This window comes from Halalkalibacter urbisdiaboli (genome assembly GCF_002156385.1).
GTDB lineage: Bacteria > Bacillota > Bacilli > Bacillales > Bacillaceae_D > Halalkalibacter_A > Halalkalibacter_A urbisdiaboli.
The window spans coordinates 436,298-458,419 of record NZ_MVJM01000003.1; the positions used below are offsets into that span (position 1 = coordinate 436,298).

Sequence of the window (22,122 nt, forward strand, 5' to 3'; positions counted from 1 at the left end):
GAGAGGTTTGTTAACAAATAAGAAAATATTGTTATGTGTCTGTGGGGGAATCGCAGCATTTAAAGCAGCAGCTTTAACTAGTAAGCTTGTTCAAGAGGGAGCCTCCGTTAAAATCATTATGACTGAATCTGCTAAGGAATTTGTCACGCCACTTACCTTTCAAGCGCTATCACGTCAACCAGTGTATGATTATACGTTTTATGAACCAAATCCAGAGAATATTGCTCATATCGATCTTGCAGATTGGGCAGATGTCGTCTTGATTGCACCTGCTACAGCAAATGTTATAGGCAAGCTAGCGAATGGGATAGCAGATGACATGTTAACGACGACACTCCTAGCTACGAAAGCACCTGTCTATATAGCCCCAGCTATGAATGTAAATATGTATAACCATCAAGCTGTTCAAAAAAATATGCAGATATTAAGGCAGTACGGTTATCACTTTGTTGAGAGTGGAGAAGGCTTTTTAGCTTGTGGTTGGATTGGTAAAGGGAGATTAGCAGAGCCGGAGGACATTCTCGAAGTGTTGAAGAAGCATTTTCAACCAACGATAGGGGGATTATCTGGAAAGCGTGTCGTCATTACAGCTGGTCCAACACAAGAAAAAATCGATCCTGTTCGTTATTTTACGAATCACTCTTCTGGAAAAATGGGGTATGCGTTAGCGAAAGCAGCTAAGGAGCGTGGCGCGAACGTGCTCCTTATTTCTGGGCCTGTCACACTGTCACCTCCTTATGGTGTAGAAGTAGTCCCGGTGACATCGGCAAAAGACATGTATGAAGCTGTCATGACTCATTTTGAACAAGCGGACATTGTAATAAAGTCCGCTGCAGTTGCAGACTACCGCCCAAAGGAAACGTTTGAACAGAAACGAAAAAAGCAGCCGGGGGTTTGGAGTATCGAAATGGAGAGGACGACCGATATATTACAAACGCTTGGTGAACAAAAGGACGCACAAATCCTTGTTGGCTTTGCAGCTGAATCGGAACAAGTTGAATTTTATGCGAAGGATAAGCTTAAAAGGAAAAACCTTGACATCATCATTGCCAATGATATTTCCGCCGAAGGGGCTGGTTTTAAATCAGATACGAATATTGTGACGGTGATAACACGAGATCACCGTAAAAAGACGTACCCGCAGCTTTCAAAGGATGAGGTTTCATTTAATATATTAAATGAAATTGAGTTGTATATGGAAAGGAATGCTATTAAATGATAGCAAGAGTCATTGTAGATGTACCAGCATCTCAGACGGACCGACTATTTGATTATAAAATTCCTGAAAAATGGGTTGATTTCGTTCAACCGGGTATGCGTGTCATCGTTCCTTTTGGCCCAAGGCAAATCCAAGGCTTTGTTGTTGAACTAAGTGAAGGAACGAATGTTGACAAAGTAAAACCTTTGTCAGATGTGTTAGATATAACCCCTGTTTTAACAAATGAACTTATTTCTTTAGGAAATTGGTTAACGGAACAAACACTTTGTTTTAAAATATCTGCTTATCAAGTAATGCTACCTGCTGCATTACGGACAAAGGTAAAGAAAGAACTGCATCGGTCAGTTGCTGTTGAAAAGCTTGACCCGTTTATTAAGCCGCTGTTCAGTGAGAGCGCATGTGTTGATTGGGCGAAGGTAACAGAGGCATTCCCTACTCAATTAAAAAAGGTTCAACAGCTAATTGAAAAAGGTGATCTTGAGGTTCGCTACATTGTAAAAGAAAAAGGTAATAAGAAGACAGAAAAGGTCATTTCGCTTGCCAATAAGGAAATGTCTTTGTCAGCCATTCTTGACCAAGTGTCAAAACGGGCTCAAAAGCAACGGGACGTTCTTGAATTTTTGTATGAGCAGGAGGGCCCTTTAAGAACCCAGGACTTACTTTCGCAATTAAAAATTAGCCGAGCAACATTAAAACCATTGTTAGAACAAGAAATCCTTGTAGAAAATGACAATGAAATTTACCGTGATCCATTAATGGGAATTCAACATAAAAAAACCGAACCCCTCCCCCTTACACCTTCGCAACAATCTGTTATAACACCGATTATAGCGGCGCTTGAGGAGAAAAAGCATGTTCCGTTCCTATTACATGGAGTGACAGGGAGCGGAAAAACAGAAATCTACTTACAAGCCATTCAAGAGTCATTAAAAACTGGACGTGAAGCGATCGTTCTCGTCCCTGAAATCGCGTTAACCCCACAAATGGTGGAACGATTTAAAGGGAGGTTTGGTTCTCTAGTAGCTGTTTTACATTCAGGGTTATCAATGGGTGAAAAATACGATGAATGGCGGAAAATTCATCGAGGTGAAGTGAAAGTTGTTGTCGGAGCAAGGTCAGCTATCTTCGCTCCTTTTAAGAAGCTAGGGATTATTATTATCGATGAAGAACATGAGACAAGCTATAAACAGGAAGAAAATCCGCGTTATCATGCCCGTGAGGTTGCCCTATATCGTGGGCGTTATCATCAATGTCCGGTTGTTTTAGGTAGTGCGACCCCTTCTCTTGAATCGTTTGCTCGAGCAAAGAAGGAACTGTATACATTACTTCCTCTACATGAACGTGTTGGGAATCGACCAATGCCAAAAGTAGATGTAGTAGATATGCGAGAAGAGTTAAGACTTGGGAATCGGTCGATGTTTTCTAGGGCATTACTAGAAAAATTACAGGAACGTTTAAAACGAAATGAACAAAGTGTTTTATTTTTAAATCGACGTGGGTATTCAACGTTTGTCATGTGTCGAGACTGTGGATATGTAGCAACCTGTAATCATTGTGATATTTCATTTACTTATCATCGAAGTCATCATGCACTTAAGTGTCATTATTGCGGGCACGAAGAACCGATGCCAAAGACATGTCAATCATGTGAAAGTGAGCATATTCGCTTTTTTGGCTCTGGGACGCAAAAAGTTGAAGAAGAGTTGACGAGAGTTCTTCCAGAAGCTCGAGTAATTCGAATGGATGTAGATACAACAAGGAGAAAAGGTGCCCACGAAAAATTACTGTCTGCTTTTGGTCAAGGGGAGGCGGATATTTTACTCGGAACGCAAATGATTGCAAAAGGATTAGATTTTCCAAAAATAACGCTTGTCGGAGTGTTGGCGGCTGACTCTATGCTTCACATCCCTGATTTTCGTTCAGCGGAGCGAACATTTCAATTAATGGAACAGGTAAGTGGTAGAGCGGGAAGGCATGATTTATTAGGCGAAGTTGTGATTCAAACCTATACGCCTGAGCATTATAGTATTGAGCTTGTTACATCACATAATTATGAGCACTATTTTCAGATGGAAATGCTTCAACGTAAAAGAGGTGGTTACCCACCATATTTTTATATGGTGCTAATCAATGTCTCACATCCGGAGTTAACAACCGTTATATCGGTAACGGAAAAAATCGCTCATTTTCTTAAAAGCGAGCTGTCCGAAGAGACAATGGTTTTAGGCCCAGTCGTGTCGCCAATTGCAAGGATAAAAGATAGATATCGCTATCAATGCATGATAAAATACAAAAATGAACCAAAATTGACCAAAACGCTACGCGATATACAGCAACATTACATAAGAGAAACAAATCAGGGACAACTACAAATTAGCATTGACCTGAATCCGTATTTGTTTATGTAAGAATGAAAGGCAGGATCTTAGTATGAATATTGTTTTTATGGGGACACCAGATTTTTCTGTTCCAGTTTTAAAGCAGTTAATAAATCAGTATAACGTAACAGCAGTTGTTACACAGCCTGATCGACCTGTAGGACGTAAAAAAGTGTTAACACCCCCACCCGTTAAAGCCGAAGCGTTAAAACACAATGTTTCAATCTTACAGCCGGAAAGAATTCGTGAAAGTGATGAGATTGAACACGTTCTTTCACATAAACCAGATTTGATTGTAACTGCAGCTTTTGGTCAAATCTTACCAAAAGAGCTGCTTGACTATCCTAAATATGGTTGTATTAATGTTCATGCTTCATTACTACCTAAATATCGTGGAGGGGCCCCGATTCATCAAGCGATAATTGACGGTCAACAAGAATCAGGTGTCACGATTATGTATATGGTGGAAAAGTTGGACGCTGGTGATATGATAAGTCAGGTCTCTGTACCAATCGAGGAACGCGATCATGTGGGGACATTACATGATAAGCTTAGTGAGGCTGGAGCAACCCTTTTAATGGAGACGATCCCTAAACTACTTGACGGAACGGCTTCCCCCGTAAAACAGAATGAAAATGAAGTGACGTTTGCTCGAAATATTACTCGTGAAATGGAACTAATAGATTGGGGGAAAACTGGAGAAGATTTATATAATCAAGTAAGAGGCCTCCATCCATGGCCTGTTGCTTATACCATTCTTGAAGGAAAACCTTTAAAGGTTTGGTGGGCTGAAAAAGTATCAAAGGGCCAACAGGGTGAACCGGGGACTATTTTGTCTATTGAAGAGGATGGCATGATTGTCGCGACTGGAAATGAAACAGCTCTAAAGCTCATTGATATTCAGCCTTCAGGTAAGAAAAGAATGGATGCTGGTTCCTTTCTTAGAGGAGCCGGTTCACATCTTGTAAGTGGAATGAAGCTAGGAGTGGGACATGACTAAACAAGTTCGTGAGGTAGCAGTTGAAGTGCTACTACAAATCGAGAAAAACCAGGCATATAGTAACCTATTATTAAATCAAACAGTCAATCGAACAAAGCTCGAGCGGCGAGACATTGGATTATTAACTGAATTAGTTTATGGAACAATTCAACGTCGAGATATGCTGGACTTCTTTTTGACCCCATTTGTAAAAAAAGGTCTCCATACTTTAGAAGACTGGGTCAGGATTTTGTTACGATTATCTGTTTATCAATTAGCTTACCTTGACCGCGTACCAGATCGGGCAGTTGTCCACGAGGCGGTTAATATCGCGAAAAAACGTGGGCACAAAGGAATTAGTGGTATGGTCAATGGGGTATTAAGGTCAATTCAACGCGAAGGTCTTCCAACATTTGAAACAATTACGGACCCAATAGAAAGACTTGCCATTGAAACAAGTCACCCCCTTTGGCTAGTAAAGCGCTGGGTTGAACAATATGGGTTTGAAGAAACGACTTTAATATGTCAGTCAAGTCTGATTCCCCCGTCGGTAACGGTTCGTGTAAATCGGATAAAGGCTACGCCCGAAGAAGTAATTGAGAAATTAGCACATGAAGATATTACTGCTAGAAAAGGGGAACTTTCTGAAGACGCGATTGTCATTGAATCGGGAAATGTATTTGAGACGGCGGTATTTAAGGACGGTTTTGTAACGGTTCAGGATGAAAGTTCTATGCTCGTAGGTCGTGCCCTTGGAGCTTTAAGTGGGATGTCAGTGCTTGATGCATGTGCAGCACCAGGGGGGAAATCCACTCATATTGCGGAGCAGATGGATAATATGGGGAGGCTGTTTTCAGTCGATTTGCATGAGCATAAAGTTAAGCTGATTGTAGAGCAGGCAAATCGTTTAGGACTGTCGATGATTGAAACAAAGGTGTCTGATTCTAGGAAGTTAGATACGATTTTTGAGAAAGAAACATTTGATCGGATATTAATTGATGCACCGTGTAGTGGATTTGGTGTTATTCGACGTAAGCCTGATATTAAGTGGGCAAAAAGAGAAAAAGATATTGACGCAATTAAGCGAATTCAGCAAGAGATTTTAACGGCCGTGGCACCATACTTGAAAAAAGGTGGGACGCTTGTATATAGTACTTGTACTGTGGATAAAGATGAAAATGAGGAAACCGTTCGGGAATTCCTTACAAAGCATCATGATTTTGTGCATGACGATACGCTACAGGAGCGGTTACCGGAAAAGGTCGTTGCATCCTCTAGATACCAATCTGGAATGGTTACGATTCTACCACACGATTTTCAATCAGATGGTTTTTTCATTGCGGGTTTTAAAAAAAAGTGAAATATAGAGCGAAAGGTGTGTCATTGTGGAAGAACTAAAAAAAGAAGTTGAACGACCGGAAACTAGTCAACTTCGTTCGATTTACTCTCTACAATTAGAGGAATTACAAAGCTGGCTAAAGGAACAAGGGGAGCCGAAGTTTCGTGCAACTCAAATTTTTGAATGGCTCTATCAAAAAAGAGTCGTAAATTTTGAAGAGATGTCAAACTTATCAAAGGATTTGCGAACGAAATTAGCGAATCATTTTATGTTGACAACATTAAAAACGGTCACCCAACAAACATCGTCTGATGGAACTGTAAAGTTTTTATTTGAACTACATGATGGTTTTTCTATCGAGACCGTCGTTATGCGTCATGATTATGGGAACAGTGTATGTGTAACAACTCAAGTTGGTTGTCGGTTAGGGTGTACATTCTGTGCATCAACATTAGGTGGGTTAAAACGGAATTTAGAAGCCGGTGAAATTGTTGCTCAAGTACTCGAGGCTCAAAGAGTAATGGATGAACTAGGAGAGCGTGTAAGTTCTGTCGTGGTAATGGGAATTGGTGAACCGTTTGACAATTACAATGAACTATTATCGTTCTTAAAAACGATAAACCATGAAAAGGGTTTAAATATCGGTGCTCGCCATATTACCGTGTCAACAAGTGGGGTTGTTCCAAAAATCTATCAGTTTGCAGATGAAAAAATGCAAATTAATTTTGCAATTTCTCTTCATGCGCCAAATACGGAAATTCGTAGCAAATTAATGCCAGTAAACCGTGCATGGCCTTTGCCTAAGTTAATGGAATCAATTCGCTATTATATTGAAACAACTGGAAGACGTGTTTCCTTTGAGTACGGCTTATTCGGTGGAGTAAATGACCAAGTCGAGCATGCCGAAGAACTAGCTGACTTAATTAAGGGGATAAAGTGCCATGTGAACTTGATTCCAGTAAACTATGTGTTAGAGCGCGACTATGTACGTACACCTCGGGAGCAAATCTTTGCCTTTGAAAAAATATTAAAAAAACGTGGTGTCAACGTTACGATTCGTCGCGAGCAAGGGCATGATATTGATGCTGCCTGTGGCCAACTTCGCGCTAAGGAGAGAAAAGAAGAGACGAGGTGATCGGGAGTGGAGAAAAAGTTTACGTTCAGAACAGATGTAGGACAAGTGCGCTCACATAATGAAGATAATGGTGGTATTTTTACGAACCAGATAGGCATCTTAGCTGTTGTGGCCGATGGAATGGGTGGACACCGGGCAGGGGATGTCGCTAGTTCAATGACAATAACCTTATTGAAAGAAGCGTGGGAACAGCATCCAGCTCTTAAGACGGTTGTAGAAGCTGAGACATGGTTAAAAGAGCAATTTACATTAGTAAATGACGCTCTTTTTCAACATGCAAGTGAGCATGAAGAGTGTCAAGGTATGGGGACAACGTTAGTTGCTGCAATATGTACGGATGATTTTATTACAATAGGCCATATTGGTGACAGCCGAGCCTATCTATCGAATGAATACGGCTTTTCTGTCAAAACAGACGATCATTCACTTGTTCATGAACTTGTTCGAACAGGGCAAATATCAGAGGAAGAAGCTGAACATCATCCTAGAAAGAATGTCCTGCTACGTGCGTTAGGTACAGAACGAGATATTAAAATTGATATCCTTACTCTACAAGCTGATGAATATCAAACACTGATGCTTTGTTCAGATGGGTTATCAAATAAACTAACGACCGATGAAATGAATGATGTTCTTCAGGGTGAAGGGACGCTTGAACAAAAGGCGGATTCATTTATTAAGATAGCGAACGAACGTGGTGGAGAGGATAATATCTCAGTGGCACTCATTCAATATTTGAATGAGAGTAAAAGGTGAAGCCTATGATTGGAGAAAGAATTAGCGGTCGTTATCAAATCCTTGAAACCATCGGCGGGGGCGGAATGGCAAATGTATATAAAGCATTGGATGTTATTCTAGACCGTCATGTTGCAGTGAAAGTATTACAACCACAGTTTTCAGATGACGAGCAATTTATTAAACGATTTCGTCGTGAAGCACAAGCTGCAACAAGCTTAGCTCACCCTAATGTCGTTAGTATTTATGATGTGGGTGAAGAAGGAAATATTTATTATATTGTTATGGAATACGTAAGAGGACAAACCTTGAAAGAAATGATCCAGAAAAACGGTCCTCTTCCAGTAGAGCAAGCATTGAATTTTTTTGAACAAATGATGTCGGCATTATCTCATGCACACGCAAATCAAATTGTCCATCGTGATATTAAACCTCATAACATTTTAGTTTCTGAAGAAGGGGTTGTTAAGGTAACTGATTTTGGTATTGCACGTGCGATGTCATCCGCAACAATAACACATACGAATTCTGTAATGGGTTCGGTGCACTATTTATCCCCTGAGCAAGCAAGGGGAGGGCATGTAACGAATAAATCAGATATTTATTCGTTAGGAATCGTTTTATATGAAATGGTGACCGGCACGCTTCCTTTCTCTGGAGATACTGCTGTGTCCATTGCGATAAAACATCTCCAAAATGAAATTCCATCGGCAAAAGCCATCGTCCCAGCTCTACCACAGAGTGTCGAGAATATTATCCGAAAAGCAACGGTAAAAGATCCACTTAAACGTTATGAATCCATTCACGAGATGGAAGAGGATGTTGAAACAGCCCTCGAGCCTAGACGTATACACGAGAAGCCGTTTGTTTTAGAACATGAAGACGAAGAAGCGACAAAGGCGATTCCGATTGTCGGGAAAATGACAAGCCATGATCCGGATCAAACGATTGTTAACACTCCGAAGGAAAATCGGTCGTTAGAAGAGACGGGAGCGGAAGAGAAACAAGATAAAAAGAATAGAAAAAAGTGGTTTTTTGTCCCTATAATCATTCTTACTTTATTTATTGTGTCTGCCATAGTAGCCTTCGCGTTACTGCCGAATCTTCTAAAGGTTGATGAAGTTGAAGTTCCTGATGTAACAGAGTTATCATACGATGAAGCTGAAGAACAACTTATAGCCTTAAATTTAATCGTTAAACGTGAGGATGTCCCTGATGAAACCGTCCCTTTAGACCATGTCGTACGACAAAATCCACGTCCGGGCTCAATGGTGAAGGAGCAGGCTACTGTTAGATTATATGTAAGTTCAGGTAAGGAACAGGTGAAAGTTGAAAACTATGTAGGACTGGAAATTGACCGTGCAGAGTCGATGCTCAAGTCCCTAGATTTTAATGTAGAGAGGATTGAACGTGAAACGGATGAGCAATCGCCGGGGGTAGTCCTGTCCCAATCGCCAGTTGAGGGAGAGATGGTCGTTGCAGAAGAAACAACGATTTATTTGACATATAGTGTCGAGCCGCAGATTCGCTTAAATAATCTTGAAGGTGAAACGGATGAGCGAGTACGCGATTACTTTAACCGAGTTGAGTTGCGGGGACGCTTCCAAATGCAGCATCATGACCAGGTTGAAAAAGGTCGCGTAATTTCCCAAGATCCTGCTCCTTTTACGATGTTGCATAAGGGTGATGAGGTAAAGGTAGTCATATCGGAAGGGCCGAAACCAGAACAAGAGCCGGTTCAACCTCCAGCAGAGTCGGAAGAAGAGCAAACGAGGTTGTTTGAGGTTAACCAGCCTGTTGAGGTTAAGGAAGAAGATCGTGAAGCAGGGAAAACATACACGATTCGTATCGTGTATCGCGATTTCACAACGGATGGTCAAGAGCGTCAGTTTGTCGATGAGACAATCAATGAATCGAAAAAATATACGATCCCACTTCGTGTAAGCCGAAGTCAAAGTGGTTCATTTGAAGTATACGTTAATGATGAACTAGCACATAAATCAAAGGAATATACGTACGAATAAGCCGCAGAATCTTTGTAAAAAAGAACAGGAGCACCCTAAAAGATAATGGATTAGGGCTCCTCTTCTTCGGTTCTTGTTAGTATTTGTGAATAAATAGGAGGTCATGCATGGCAACAGGAATGATTGTAAAGGCGTTAAGTGGATTTTACTATGTTCAAAGTGAAGATGGTTTTTTCCAATGTCGCGGTAGGGGGAATTTTCGTAAACGTAATATTAAACCTCTTGTCGGAGATGAAGTTGAGTTTGAGGCTGAGAATCGTACTGATGGTTACATACTCGAAGTGTTTGAACGAAAAAATGAATTAATTCGTCCTCCAATATCAAATGTTGATCAAGCATTGCTCGTTTTCTCAGCTTTAGAACCTGATTTCAGTACGCTCTTATTAGATCGTTTTCTAGTGCATATTGAGGCAAATGAAATTGAGCCGATGATTATTATTAGCAAAACAGATTTATTGACAGATGATCAACGAGCGGAGATGGTGAAGTATAAACGAGATTATGAAAACATCGGATATAATGTACTTTTTACATCAACAGTAGCAGAGGATGGAGTTGCAGACATTTTTCCGTATCTTAAGAACAAAGTCTCAGTTATAGCTGGCCAATCAGGTGTTGGGAAATCATCTCTTTTAAACAGTTTAAAACCGACACTTGAAATTGAAACAAATGAAATCTCTACCCACTTAGGTCGAGGTAAGCATACAACAAGACATGTTGAACTTTTATCCATAGGGGAAGGGCTAATCGCTGATACACCTGGTTTTAGTTCTTTGGAATTTCATGAGATGGATGCGGAAGATTTATCACTTTGTTTTCCTGAAATGGCTGAACGTGTTCCTGATTGCAAATTTCGTGGTTGTACGCATACTTCCGAACCTCACTGCGCAGTAAAGCAGGCGTTAGAGAACGGAGAAATTATTCAGTATCGATATGATCATTATCAACAATTTTTAGAAGAAGTAAAGAACCAGAAGCGGAGGTATGACAGGTGATAAAAATCGCTCCATCAATTTTAGCAGCAAATTTTGCCCAATTAGGAGAGGACATTCTCGATGTTGAACAAGGAGGGGCTGACTACATTCACGTTGATGTAATGGATGGCCATTTCGTTCCGAATATCACATTTGGACCGTTAGTTGTCGAGGCTATTCGTCCAAAAACAAAGCTCCCATTGGATGTTCATCTTATGATTGAAAATCCAGATCGATACATTGAGGATTTCGCAAAAGCAGGGGCAGATATTATTTCAGTTCACGTTGAAGCTTGTCCACACTTACATCGAACCATCCACTTAATTAAAGAACAGGGTGTAAAAGCAGGTGTAGTATTAAATCCAGCTACACCAGTATCCATGATCGAACCAATTTTAGAGGATGTGGATCTTGTTCTATTAATGACTGTTAATCCAGGCTTTGGTGGACAAACCTTTATTCATTCGGTACTAGCCAAAATTGAAGCTGTCGCTAACATGGTGAAAGATAAAAATCTTAATATTGAAATTGAAGTGGATGGCGGGGTAACTCCTGAAACAGCAAAACTGTGTACGGGCGCTGGGGCAAACGTGCTAGTAGCTGGTTCGGCGATATACAATGAAAAAAAACGAGCACAGGCTATATCTAATATTCGTGGATAAAAGGAAGAAGAGGATGATGCAGCAAACTGTCAGCATCCTTTTTTATTTAGTTAAATAGTGCTTCGGTTGTTACATAAAAGAATATTTAAATCAATGAACATTCCTGCCTGCCTAGACATATATTGACCGTGGATGCATATGTATAGTGATAAGGAGACAAGGTAGCAACTACCACATTCTCAAAAAAAAAGGAATAGTTTGTCGCCTCTGAATATACTAGTAGAAATGAGCATTTGTTTTTATCCTTTTCATTATCCGATAAGTATTTATGGAACGAAAGGATGGAGACGACTTCGCTTAAGCCATTTAAGGTGGTAAGCTAAGTTTCTTTATCATTAATCCCCGTGGTATTCACGTTGAGGAGGAGGAGCTATGAAATTCTACACTATCAAGCTGCCAAAATTCCTAGGTGGGTTTGTGCGAGCAGTCTTAAACTCATTCAAAAAAGGGTAATGCAAAAAAGCACCGTAGGAACGGTGCTTTTTTGTAAGCTTTTATTATTATACGCGCTCTACTTTACCTGACTTAAGTGCGCGTGCAGATACGTAAACACGTTTTGGTTTACCATCTACTAAAATACGTACCTTTTGTACGTTAGCACCCCAACGGCGCTTTGTTTTATTTAGCGCGTGTGAACGCTTATTGCCACTGCGAGCCTGTTTCCCAGTAATATAACATTTACGTGACATTTCATGCACCTCCTCATATAACGATGACTCTCAAATCATACTTGAATATAGTAGCATAGCCCCTATAAGATTGCAATAGGGACAACAAAAGTTTATCAAGTATTATTGCTTGACAGCTTTACAGCTTTTAAATTAACTAAGAGTATAGTAAAATAAACGATAGCCTGTTTTGAAAGGGAGGAATTTCGAAATGTCAATCGAAATGAAAACGCAATTAGGAACGGTTGATGTATCAAAGGAAGTTGTTGCAACAATTGCTGGTGGAGCAGCAGTAGATTGCTACGGAATTGTTGGGATGGCTTCTCAAAAGCAAATAAAAGATGGAATTACAGATCTACTAAAGAAAGAGAATTTTCGTCGCGGAGTAGTTATTCGTGAGGAAGAGGATGACATTCACATAGATATGTATATCATTGTTAGCTACGGTACTAAGATTTCTGAAGTGGCCTATAATGTCCAAACAAAAGTAAAATATCAACTAGAACAAATGTTAGGTCTTGATGTAGATTCGGTGAACATTTTTGTTCAGGGAGTTCGCGTCACTAATCCTTAACCTAGAAAGTTAGGAGGAACTTTTCTTGTCATCAGTTAAACAAATTGAAGGTAAAAAGCTTGCGCAAATGTTTATCGAGGGAGCGTCTAATTTATCAAAACATGTGAAAGTTGTCGACTCTCTCAATGTGTTTCCTGTCCCTGACGGTGATACTGGAACCAATATGAATCTTTCTATATCTTCTGGAGTAAAAGAAGTAAAACAAAATGTGCATGAAGATTCCAGCAAAGTTGCTTCAGCCTTTGCAAAGGGACTTCTTATGGGGGCACGAGGTAACTCTGGTGTTATCCTTTCTCAGCTTTTTAGAGGCTTTTCAAAGGATATTGAAGGAAAGAAGACGATTACAACGTCTGACTTTGCGCATGCCTTAGATAAAGGTGTAGAGACAGCCTATAAAGCCGTCATGAAACCTGTTGAAGGTACAATTTTAACGGTAGCCAAAGATGTCGCGAAACATGCAATTAAAGTAGCAAAAAAACAACAGGATTTTGTTGTTTTGATTGATGAGATAGTAAGCGAAGCAAAGAAATCGTTGAAGCGGACACCTGATTTGCTTCCTGTGTTGAAAGAGGTTGGAGTTGTTGACTCAGGTGGCCAAGGTCTTGTCTATATATACGAAGGATTTTCTGCTGTTATAAAAGGTGAAAAGCTTCCTGATTCCCTACCAGAACAACCAAAGATGGAGGAGCTTGTTCGAATCGAGCATCATTCTGCCCAAAGTCATATTGCAACTGAAGATATTGAGTTCGGGTATTGTACAGAAGTCATGGTTCGCTTTGAGGAAGAAAAGGTCGCCCAAAGACCATTTAATGAAGAGTCATTTCGTGAGGAACTAAGTGAGTGGGGAGATTCGTTACTCGTAGTTTCGGATGAAGATTTATTAAAAATACATATCCACGCTGAGCAGCCTGGGGAAGTCATCACGAAAGCGCAACGATATGGGAATTTAATCAATGTTAAAATTGAAAATATGCGTGAGCAACATACGCATCTACTTGAAGAAACAAAGGCTGTATACGGGGAAGAGGCTGAAAACGCTTCAAAAGAAAAAAGCGAATATGGCATCGTAACAGTCTCAATGGGTGATGGGATTGCTAAGCTCTTCAGAGGAATGGGCGCAGGTGTTGTTATTCAAGGTGGACAAACAATGAACCCGAGTACAGAGGACATTGTTAAAGCAATTGAACAAGTTCATGCAAAGAAAGTTATCATCCTTCCGAATAACGGTAATATTATAATGGCTGCTGAACAGGCAGCTGAAGTTGTTGATGCTGAGGCTGTTGTTGTGCCTTCTAAAACAGTTCCACAAGGATTAGCAGCGCTACTCTCATTTAACCCATCACAAAGCTTAAATGAGAATGTTGCCGTAATGACTAATACGATGGCAGGTGTAAAGACTGGACAAGTAACGTTTGCAGTTAGGGACACGAGCATTGATGGAGTTAACATTAAAAAAGATGACTTTATGGGGATTGCTGAGAAAAAAATAGTCACTTCAGGTCCAGATATGCTAGAGGTTGCCAAAACCTTACTAACACAAATGATTAAGGCTGACAGTGAGATTATTACCATTCTCCAAGGAGAAGATGCAAGTGATGCTCAAAATGAGGCTTTACTTACTTTCCTAGAAGAGGAACACCCGGAAATTGAAGTCGATGTCCATAAAGGAAATCAGCCAATATACTCTTATATTTTCTCGGTAGAATAAGTCGAACGAGTTAAGGAGAGATTTATATGTCAAAAGTGAAAATTGTAACCGATAGTACAGCTGATATTCCTAAGGAGCTTGCGGAGGAATTAAATATTACAGTTGTTCCTCTTAATGTCATATTCTCTGAAGAAGAGACCTATGAGGATGGGGTTACACTCACCTCTCAAGATTTTTATCAAAAGTTGATGGTCGAAGAGACAATCCCAACAACGTCTCAACCGACACCTTTTCAATTTGAAGAAGTTTACCGTTCTCTCGCAGAGCAGGGTGAAACCAATATTATTTCCATTCACCTTTCCTCAAAGCTTAGTGGGACGTTTCAAGCCGCTTCAATAGCAAGCCAATCGTTTGATGAAGAAATCAGCCTCCATGTCGTCGATTCAAAGCTTGCCTCTTATGGAATTGGGATTATGGTTGTTGAAGTAGCTCGAATGGCCCAGCAAGGTAAGTCATTAGAGGAGTGCTTACAACGTTTAGAGGAATTATTACAAGATACGAAACTTTATTTTCTTGTTGATACATTAGAATATTTACAGAAAAATGGTCGAATTGGAAAGGCATCAGCCTTACTTGGTTCTTTATTAAAAATAAAGCCAATTCTATCAATAAATGAAGACGGTGAAGTATATCCGTTTGAAAAAGTTCGTGGCCAGAAAAAAGCGATAAATAGAATAATTGACGTGTTAAAAGAGGAGTATGGGGATGCCCCTGTTCATATTGGATCCCCTCATGCAGTGAATGATTCACTTGCCAATGAGCTTCTTGAGCGTGCTCGTCAGGAGTTTAATGTGCAGTCAGAGGTACGAACGAATATCGGTGCTGTTATTGGGGCACATGCAGGTCCAGGAGCTGTTGCATTAGTCGTTACGAAAGCCAAATCATAGCTTTTACATATTCCTGCCTCAAGTTAGGCGGGAATTATTTTTGTTTATTTAGGAGCGGATTAGAAAGGAGGGTAGTGATTTTCAATAATCACATCAAGTATGAATGAATATATGAAATTACCGGTAACTGAGGTCAAGGGAATTGGCGATGAAACCGCAAAGCAACTTGAGGCTTTGGGAATATATTTAGTAGAAGAGCTAATTGAACATTTTCCTTTTCGTTATGAAGATTATAAATTAAAAGATTTACATGAAGTAAAACATGATGAACGAGTGACGATCGTAGGTGTCGTTCAAAGTGAGCCATCTGTAAGATACTACGGTAAAAAGAAAAATCGCTTATCGTTTCGACTTTTAGTTAATCAATTACTCATCACAGTTACGTTTTTTAATCGTGCCTTTCTAAAAAAACAATTGAGTATCGGTCGTGAAGTTACTGTTACTGGAAAATGGGATCAACATCGTTTAACGATTACTGGAACGGAATGTCGCCAAGGAAAAGAAGAACGCGACCAAACAATCGAACCGATTTATTCGGTGTCTGGAAGTATTACGTCAAAATCATTGAAAAAATTTATTTATCAAGCACTCTCCCAATTTGGTGAACAAATACCTGAACCACTTCCATTACACCTACGAGAACGGTACAAGCTCCTCGGCAAGAAAGAAGCTATTTATCGATTGCATTTTCCCCCGAACCAAGAGGCGGTTAAGCAGGCTAGAAGGAGAATTGTGTATGAAGAGTTTTTATTTTTTCAGCTGAAAATGCAAGCTTTTCGCAAGTCAAATCGTGAGCAATCAGTAGGTCAATCTTTACACATATCAAAGGAAAATATAACGGAGTTTATTGAAGGTTTACCGTTCCCGTTAACATCAGCTCAAAAAAGGGTTGTTGATGAAATAAGTAGCGATTTAGCATCAACTTACCGGATGAATCGTCTATTGCAAGGAGATGTAGGCTCAGGTAAAACAATTGTTGCAGCTACTTGTATGTATGCTGTTGCCAAGGCAGGTTATCAGTCTGCTCTCATGGTCCCAACTGAGATATTAGCTGAGCAGCATGTAACCTCATTGCAGCAAGTATTGGAGCCGAAGGGGATCCGTGTTGAACTACTATCTGGCTCTATAAAAGGAAAAAAAAGAAAAGAACGACTAAAGGCATTAGAAGCAGGGGACATTCATATCCTTGTCGGTACACACGCTCTGATCCAAGAAGATGTGGTATTTCATCGATTAGGGTTTGTAATTACCGATGAACAGCATCGCTTTGGTGTTGAACAGCGGCGTGTTCTACGAGATAAGGGTGAGCATGTGAATGTGTTGTTTATGACAGCAACCCCGATTCCTCGAACATTGGCTATATCTGTATTTGGCGATATGGATGTTTCAATTATTGATGAAATGCCAGCAGGGAGAAAGGCGATAGAGACATACTGGGCTAAGCCTGACATGCTTGAACGAGTTCTTTCGTTTACGGAAAAAGAACTAACAGCTGGAAGACAAGCGTATGTAATCTGTCCATTAATCGAGGAGTCGGAAAAATTAGATGTCCAAAATGCGATTGATGTTCATGCGATTTTACAGCAGCATTTTACGGGGCGGTACTCTGTAGGACTTATGCACGGGCGCTTGCATCCACAGGAGAAGGATGCGGTGATGGAGGCATTTAGTCGGAATGACACCCAAATTCTGGTTTCGACTACGGTAGTTGAGGTAGGGGTTAATGTACCAAATGCAACTGTTATGATCATTTACGATGCAGAACGTTTCGGACTTGCACAGCTTCATCAGCTTCGGGGGAGAGTTGGAAGAGGTGATGCACAGTCGTATTGTATTTTACTTGCTGATCCCAAATCCGAGGTAGGAAAAGAACGGATGCGAATTATGACAGAAACGAATGATGGATTTGTTTTGTCTGAGCGAGATTTAGAGTTACGTGGTCCAGGTGATTTCTTTGGTGCGAAGCAAAGTGGTTTACCTGATTTCAAATTAGCAGATGTTGTTCATGATTACCGAGCGTTAGAAGTTGCAAGACAAGATGCCGTTAAAATAATCTCGCTTGACGAATTCTGGACTGCTGAACATTATAATTTCTTACGTACATTTCTAGAGGAACAAGGAGTATTAAATGGAGACAAGCTTGATTAACTATTGAAATAAGCAAGATCGAATTATATACTACTCTTAGTACCTAGTCCTAGAAGATAGTATTTAAGTGTATAATGACAATGAAATAGGTATGAAACGATTTATAAAATCTGAGGTTTTAACCCTTTTACTAATCATTAAATTGATGACTGCTCCAATACTTCCTTTTCTAATTATGAACGTTGGAAGGTGCATAACTTGAGACAAAGAAAAAAAGAGCGACAAGCTAAGTTATTGGAAACAATTCAGAAGAATCCATTTATGACAGATGAGGCCCTTTCAGAAAAATTTTCAGTCAGTATTCAAACGATTAGGTTGGACCGAATGGAGCTTTCAATACCTGAACTGCGAGAACGAATAAAGGATGTCGCAAAGCAGCAGTTGGATGACATTAAAGCTCTTTCTCACGAAGAAGTAATAGGTGAAATCGTCGATTTACAGCTCGATGAGCGTGCGATCTCTATTTTAGATGTGAAAGAAGAGCATGTTTTTTCAAGGTCTGGGATTGCGAGGGGGCATCATCTTTTTGCACAAGCAAATTCACTTGCTGTGGCGATTATTAATGATGAACTTGCTTTAACTGCAAAAGCAACGATACGCTTTAAGCGACAAGTAAAAGCTGGGGAACGGGTAATTGCAAAGGCAAGTGTGATTGCTTTTGAGAAAGAACGGACAAATGTTGAGGTTAAAAGCTACGTTGACCAGGAGCTTGTTTTTGTAGGGGAGTTTGTCATGTTTCGTACAACACATTCAAATGAAAGACGGGAAAGGAGAGGTGACGAATGAAGATAGCACTGGATGTCATGGGTGGGGATCATGCTCCTCAGGCTCCTGTAATTGCTGCACAAAACGCAGTGAAAACTTTTGATGATATTGAAATTACATTAGTTGGGCATGAAGAAGAAATAAAGAAATACTTAACAGATACTTCTAAAATTACGATTTTACATACAACGGAAAAAATTGAAGATACAGACCAACCGACAACGGCTGTTCGTCGTAAGAAAGATTCATCTATGGTATTAGCTATGCGAGAAGTAAAGGAGGGACGTGCAGATGCATGTATTTCAGCAGGAAATACTGGAGCTTTAATGACTGCAGGCCTACTTTATGTTGGTAGAATTCCAGGTATTGATCGCCCAGCTCTTTCACCAATGCTCCCGACAATGAATGGGAAAGGCTTTTTATTGCTTGATGTTGGTGCAAATATGGATGCAAAGCCAGAACACCTTTTACAATATGCAATTATTGGTAATACATATATGGAAATGGTAGCAAAACGAAAACAACCACGAGTAGGGTTGTTAAATGTTGGTACCGAGAGCGGGAAAGGCAACGAGTTAACGAAAGCTGCATTTCCATTACTTGAAGCAGCCAACTTTCAGTTTATCGGGAATGTCGAAGCACGCGATTTATTGAGTGGTGTGGCTGATGTTGTCGTATGTGATGGTTTCGCTGGAAATCTTGTCTTAAAATCGATTGAAGGAACAGCAGGAACTTTGTTTTCTTTGTTGAAGAAGGAAATGACGAAATCCATAAAAAATAAACTTGCTGCAGGTGTTTTAAAATCTGATTTACAAGGTTTAAAAGGAAAACTTAGCTATTCCGAATATGGGGGGGCGGGTCTTTTCGGTTTGAAATCTCCTGTGATTAAAGCGCATGGATCTTCAGATGAAACAGCTGTTTTTCATGCGATTCGTCAAGCTAGAGAAATGGTTGACCAACAAGTGGTCACTATTATTAAAAATGAAGTGTCAAAACTAAAAAAAGTAGAAGAATAGAGGGGGATGTAGAGTGGGGAAAATTGCGTTTATCTTTCCAGGTCAAGGTTCTCAGGCAGTTGGAATGGGGAAAACTCTTATTGAAGAAGAGCCAGTATGCGAGGATATTTTTAAAAGAGCTGATGAAAAACTTGGTTATTCGTTAACGGATATTATGTTGAATGGTCCAGAAGAAGCATTAAGAAGGACGGAGCATACGCAGCCAGCACTTGTAACAATGAGTGTAGCTGTTTTACAATTACTCAAGGAAAAGGGAATAGAAGCTGACTATGTTGCGGGGCATAGTTTAGGAGAATATAGTGCATTAACGGCTGCTAATTCTCTTTCGTTTGAGGATGCAGTATTTGCCGTTCGAAATCGTGGACTTTTTATGGAGGAAGCTGTGCCTTTTGGAGAAGGGGCAATGGCAGCTGTACTTGGGCTTGAAAGGGATGTATTAGAAAAAGTTTGTAAACAAGTACAAAACGCGGGTGAGGTTGCGGAATTAGCAAACTTGAATTGTCCGGGGCAAATCGTAATTTCAGGTTCAGCAGAAGGGGTAAAACAAGCCTCTGAGCAGGCAAAAGAAGCAGGGGCTAAACGGGTAATCCCCCTTCAAGTGAGTGGCCCGTTTCACTCTTCATTAATGAAACCAGCTGCAGAAAAGTTACATTCAATTTTAGATACTTTAACAATTCAGGATGCGTCCGTTCCTGTTATTGCAAATGTAACGGCAGGTGAAGTTGTACAGCAAGAAGAAATTCGGAAACGACTAGTCGAGCAAGTCTATTCTCCAGTTCTATGGGAGGACTCTGTTAAGAAGCTGTTAGATTTAGGAGTCGACACGTTTATAGAGGTTGGTTCGGGAAATGTACTTACAGGTCTTGTAAAAAAGGTAAATCGACGTGTTCGAGCGTTTGCAGTGAATGACCGCGAAAGTTTAATGAAGGTTGTTGAACAGTTGGAAGGAGTGACAGAATAATGTTGCAAGGAAAAGTAGCAATCGTAACAGGTGCGTCTCGTGGGATCGGACGTGCGACTGCTTTAGAGCTTGCCCGTAATGGGGCTAACGTTGTCGTGAATTACGCAGGAAGCAAGGACCGTGCTGAGCAAGTCGTTATCGAGATAAAGGAGCTAGGTGCTGATGCCATTGCTATTCAGGCAGATGTTGCCAAGTCCGAAGAGGTGCAAGCCCTTGTTAAGGAAACGATTGAAGCGTTTGGACGTGTCGATATCCTAGTTAATAATGCTGGTATTACGAGAGATAACTTGTTAATGCGAATGAAGGAAGATGAATGGGACGATGTTATTAATACAAATTTAAAAGGTGTATTCAATTGTTCGAAGGCTGTAACTCGTCAAATGATGAAGCAACGCTACGGTAGAATTATAAATATTGCGTCTGTAGTTGGTGTACTAGGTAATGCTGGACAAGCTAATTATGTTGCTGCAAAAGCTGGGGTCATTGGTTTAACAAAGACAATGGCACGTGAATTGGCAAATCGTAATATTCATGTAAATGCTGTTGCACCTGGTTTTATTGAAACTGACATGACAGATGAGTTAAATGATGACATGAAGGCACAGCTACTAGGACAAATTCCACTTGCAACATTAGGGAAGCCTGAACAAATTGCATCGGTTGTTCGTTTTCTTGCGAGCGCAGATGCAGATTATATGACAGGGCAAACTTTACATGTTGATGGTGGAATGGTTATGCCATAAGGCGATAAAATATAATTGAGGCTTGACAGATGCTGGGGATGTCGGTAAAATTCTTCTAGCTTTTGAACCTTGAGAGGAGGTGAACGGAACATGGCAGATACATTAGAGCGTGTAGCGAAGATCGTTGTTGATCGTCTTGGTGTTGAAGAGGCAGAGGTTAAGCCTGAAGCATCTTTTAAAGATGATCTAGGTGCTGACTCATTGGATGTTGTTGAACTTGTTATGGAACTTGAGGACGAGTTTGATTTAGAAATTTCTGATGAAGATGCAGAAAAAATTTCGACTGTCGCTGATGTCGTTGAGTACATAAACAGCCGTCAGTAATAGGTAAAGTCCCATATGTTTTACATGTGGGACTTCCTTTAACTAGATCAATATTGAAAGGCTAATTTTTCTTTGTGTGGGAGGTCACAATGCCACAATCGTCAAAAAATCATCGCAAACCACGATCCAATTACTATGACCGAAGACGAAATCAAAAACGTCTTATTTTAACAGAAGACCAGAAACGTCAATTTACGGAATTACTTGAGAGAATTGGGCTGACTTTTGAAAACAGAAAGCTTTTAATACAGGCTTTCACCCATTCATCCTATGTGAATGAGCACCGTATTTATTCCTTTCAGGATAACGAACGTTTGGAATTTCTTGGAGATGCGGTACTTGAATTGGCCGTTTCGCAATTTCTCTTTAAGAAATTCGGAACAATGAGTGAAGGAGATATGACAAAGCTTCGTGCCTCGATCGTTTGTGAGCCTTCGTTAGCACGATTTGCGGAGGAACTCGAATTTGGTAAACTTGTGTTACTAGGTAAAGGGGAAGAAATGACAGGTGGTCGTACGAGACCCGCATTACTTGCTGATGTGTTTGAATCATTTATTGGAGCTCTTTATTTAGACCAAGGTTTAGAGGCCGTTTACCAGTTCTTGAATCAAACAATGTATCCAAAAATAAATGAGGGTGCTTTTTCTCATATGATGGATTTTAAGAGTCAGCTACAAGAGTTTATTCAACGGGATAATTTAGGGCAAATTCACTATGTGATTGTTCAGGAACGTGGACCGGCACATAATCGTGAATTTGTTTCAGAAGTTCATTTGAATGACCTTGCACTTGGAGTAGGGACGGGGCGTTCAAAGAAAGAAGCGGAGCAACATGCAGCTCAACAAGCATTAAGCAAGCTGAGCGAGCAAGCGTAAACGGGTGA

General features: G+C 40.3%; 21 protein-coding genes. 20 read left to right on the forward strand and 1 reads right to left on the reverse strand.

Going from position 1 to position 22,122, the window contains the following annotated elements:
• Nucleotides 1-7: 7 nt before the first annotated feature.
• The 10 genes from coaBC (at nucleotide 8) to spoVM (ending at nucleotide 11,898) form a co-directional block, all read left to right on the forward strand.
• Entirely contained in the window at nucleotides 8-1,219 is a 1,212-nt protein-coding gene (coaBC, locus tag B1R93_RS16435) for a bifunctional phosphopantothenoylcysteine decarboxylase/phosphopantothenate--cysteine ligase CoaBC (protein WP_088105044.1), read from the forward strand.
• Nucleotides 1,216-3,627: a primosomal protein N' gene (priA, locus tag B1R93_RS16440; RefSeq protein ID WP_088105045.1), complete on the forward strand. Its 2,412-nt coding sequence runs from the start codon at nucleotides 1,216-1,218 to the stop codon at nucleotides 3,625-3,627. Before coaBC ends, priA begins: the two co-directional genes overlap by 4 nt.
• 22 nt (nucleotides 3,628-3,649) lie before the next feature.
• Nucleotides 3,650-4,597, forward strand: a complete 948-nt coding sequence (fmt, locus tag B1R93_RS16445) for a methionyl-tRNA formyltransferase (RefSeq protein ID WP_088105046.1) — start codon at nucleotides 3,650-3,652, stop codon at nucleotides 4,595-4,597.
• Complete coding sequence (gene rsmB, locus B1R93_RS16450; protein ID WP_088105047.1) at nucleotides 4,590-5,936, forward strand: 16S rRNA (cytosine(967)-C(5))-methyltransferase RsmB; 1,347 nt, start codon at nucleotides 4,590-4,592, stop codon at nucleotides 5,934-5,936. Before fmt ends, rsmB begins: the two co-directional genes overlap by 8 nt.
• Nucleotides 5,937-5,961: 25 nt before the next feature.
• On the forward strand, nucleotides 5,962-7,050 hold the full coding sequence (rlmN, locus tag B1R93_RS16455; RefSeq protein ID WP_088105048.1) for a dual-specificity RNA methyltransferase RlmN: 1,089 nt from the start codon (nucleotides 5,962-5,964) through the stop codon (nucleotides 7,048-7,050).
• A 6-nt stretch (nucleotides 7,051-7,056) separates the two neighbouring features.
• Nucleotides 7,057-7,806, forward strand: coding sequence for a Stp1/IreP family PP2C-type Ser/Thr phosphatase (locus B1R93_RS16460; RefSeq protein ID WP_088105049.1), 750 nt, complete (start codon nucleotides 7,057-7,059; stop codon nucleotides 7,804-7,806).
• A gap of 5 nt (nucleotides 7,807-7,811) precedes the next feature.
• Nucleotides 7,812-9,809 carry a Stk1 family PASTA domain-containing Ser/Thr kinase gene (gene pknB / locus B1R93_RS16465; RefSeq protein ID WP_088105050.1) on the forward strand — a complete coding sequence of 666 codons (1,998 nt, stop codon included), beginning with the start codon at nucleotides 7,812-7,814 and terminating at the stop codon, nucleotides 9,807-9,809.
• A 107-nt stretch (nucleotides 9,810-9,916) separates the two neighbouring features.
• Nucleotides 9,917-10,804, forward strand: a complete 888-nt coding sequence (rsgA, locus tag B1R93_RS16470; RefSeq protein WP_088105051.1) for a ribosome small subunit-dependent GTPase A — start codon at nucleotides 9,917-9,919, stop codon at nucleotides 10,802-10,804.
• Nucleotides 10,801-11,445, forward strand: a complete 645-nt coding sequence (gene rpe, locus B1R93_RS16475; RefSeq protein WP_088105052.1) for a ribulose-phosphate 3-epimerase — start codon at nucleotides 10,801-10,803, stop codon at nucleotides 11,443-11,445. The genes rsgA and rpe overlap by 4 nt, the downstream gene beginning before the upstream one ends.
• Nucleotides 11,446-11,817: 372 nt before the next feature.
• Entirely contained in the window at nucleotides 11,818-11,898 is an 81-nt protein-coding gene (gene spoVM, locus B1R93_RS16480; protein ID WP_017727263.1) for a stage V sporulation protein SpoVM, read from the forward strand.
• A 47-nt stretch (nucleotides 11,899-11,945) separates the two neighbouring features.
• Here spoVM and rpmB read toward each other — a convergent pair whose 3' ends face one another.
• On the reverse strand, nucleotides 11,946-12,134 hold the full coding sequence (gene rpmB, locus B1R93_RS16485; RefSeq protein ID WP_088105053.1) for a 50S ribosomal protein L28: 189 nt from the start codon (nucleotides 12,132-12,134) through the stop codon (nucleotides 11,946-11,948).
• Between the two features lie 190 nt (nucleotides 12,135-12,324).
• On the opposite strand from rpmB, the gene B1R93_RS16490 reads away from it, so the two are divergent.
• From B1R93_RS16490 to rnc, 10 genes are all read left to right on the forward strand, one after another.
• The gene (locus B1R93_RS16490) at nucleotides 12,325-12,687 is read left to right on the forward strand and encodes an Asp23/Gls24 family envelope stress response protein (protein ID WP_088105054.1); all 363 of its coding nucleotides are present in this window, start codon (nucleotides 12,325-12,327) and stop codon (nucleotides 12,685-12,687) included.
• A gap of 67 nt (nucleotides 12,688-12,754) precedes the next feature.
• Nucleotides 12,755-14,395, forward strand: coding sequence for a DAK2 domain-containing protein (locus B1R93_RS16495; RefSeq protein ID WP_088105664.1), 1,641 nt, complete (start codon nucleotides 12,755-12,757; stop codon nucleotides 14,393-14,395).
• Nucleotides 14,396-14,421: 26 nt separating this feature from the next.
• Nucleotides 14,422-15,282: a DegV family protein gene (locus B1R93_RS16500; protein WP_088105055.1), complete on the forward strand. Its 861-nt coding sequence runs from the start codon at nucleotides 14,422-14,424 to the stop codon at nucleotides 15,280-15,282.
• A gap of 99 nt (nucleotides 15,283-15,381) precedes the next feature.
• Nucleotides 15,382-17,430, forward strand: coding sequence for an ATP-dependent DNA helicase RecG (recG, locus tag B1R93_RS16505; protein WP_088105056.1), 2,049 nt, complete (start codon nucleotides 15,382-15,384; stop codon nucleotides 17,428-17,430).
• A gap of 198 nt (nucleotides 17,431-17,628) precedes the next feature.
• On the forward strand, nucleotides 17,629-18,216 hold the full coding sequence (fapR, locus tag B1R93_RS16510) for a transcription factor FapR (RefSeq protein WP_088105057.1): 588 nt from the start codon (nucleotides 17,629-17,631) through the stop codon (nucleotides 18,214-18,216).
• Entirely contained in the window at nucleotides 18,213-19,211 is a 999-nt protein-coding gene (plsX, locus tag B1R93_RS16515) for a phosphate acyltransferase PlsX (protein WP_088105058.1), read from the forward strand. The genes fapR and plsX overlap by 4 nt, the downstream gene beginning before the upstream one ends.
• A gap of 13 nt (nucleotides 19,212-19,224) precedes the next feature.
• Nucleotides 19,225-20,172: an ACP S-malonyltransferase gene (fabD, locus tag B1R93_RS16520; RefSeq protein WP_088105059.1), complete on the forward strand. Its 948-nt coding sequence runs from the start codon at nucleotides 19,225-19,227 to the stop codon at nucleotides 20,170-20,172.
• Nucleotides 20,172-20,915: a 3-oxoacyl-[acyl-carrier-protein] reductase gene (gene fabG / locus B1R93_RS16525; RefSeq protein ID WP_088105060.1), complete on the forward strand. Its 744-nt coding sequence runs from the start codon at nucleotides 20,172-20,174 to the stop codon at nucleotides 20,913-20,915. The genes fabD and fabG overlap by 1 nt, the downstream gene beginning before the upstream one ends.
• A gap of 90 nt (nucleotides 20,916-21,005) precedes the next feature.
• On the forward strand, nucleotides 21,006-21,239 hold the full coding sequence (gene acpP, locus B1R93_RS16530) for an acyl carrier protein (protein ID WP_088105061.1): 234 nt from the start codon (nucleotides 21,006-21,008) through the stop codon (nucleotides 21,237-21,239).
• Nucleotides 21,240-21,328: 89 nt separating this feature from the next.
• A complete protein-coding gene (gene rnc, locus B1R93_RS16535; RefSeq protein WP_088105062.1) occupies nucleotides 21,329-22,114 on the forward strand; it encodes a ribonuclease III in 786 nt (261 codons plus the stop codon).
• Nucleotides 22,115-22,122 lie beyond the last annotated feature (8 nt).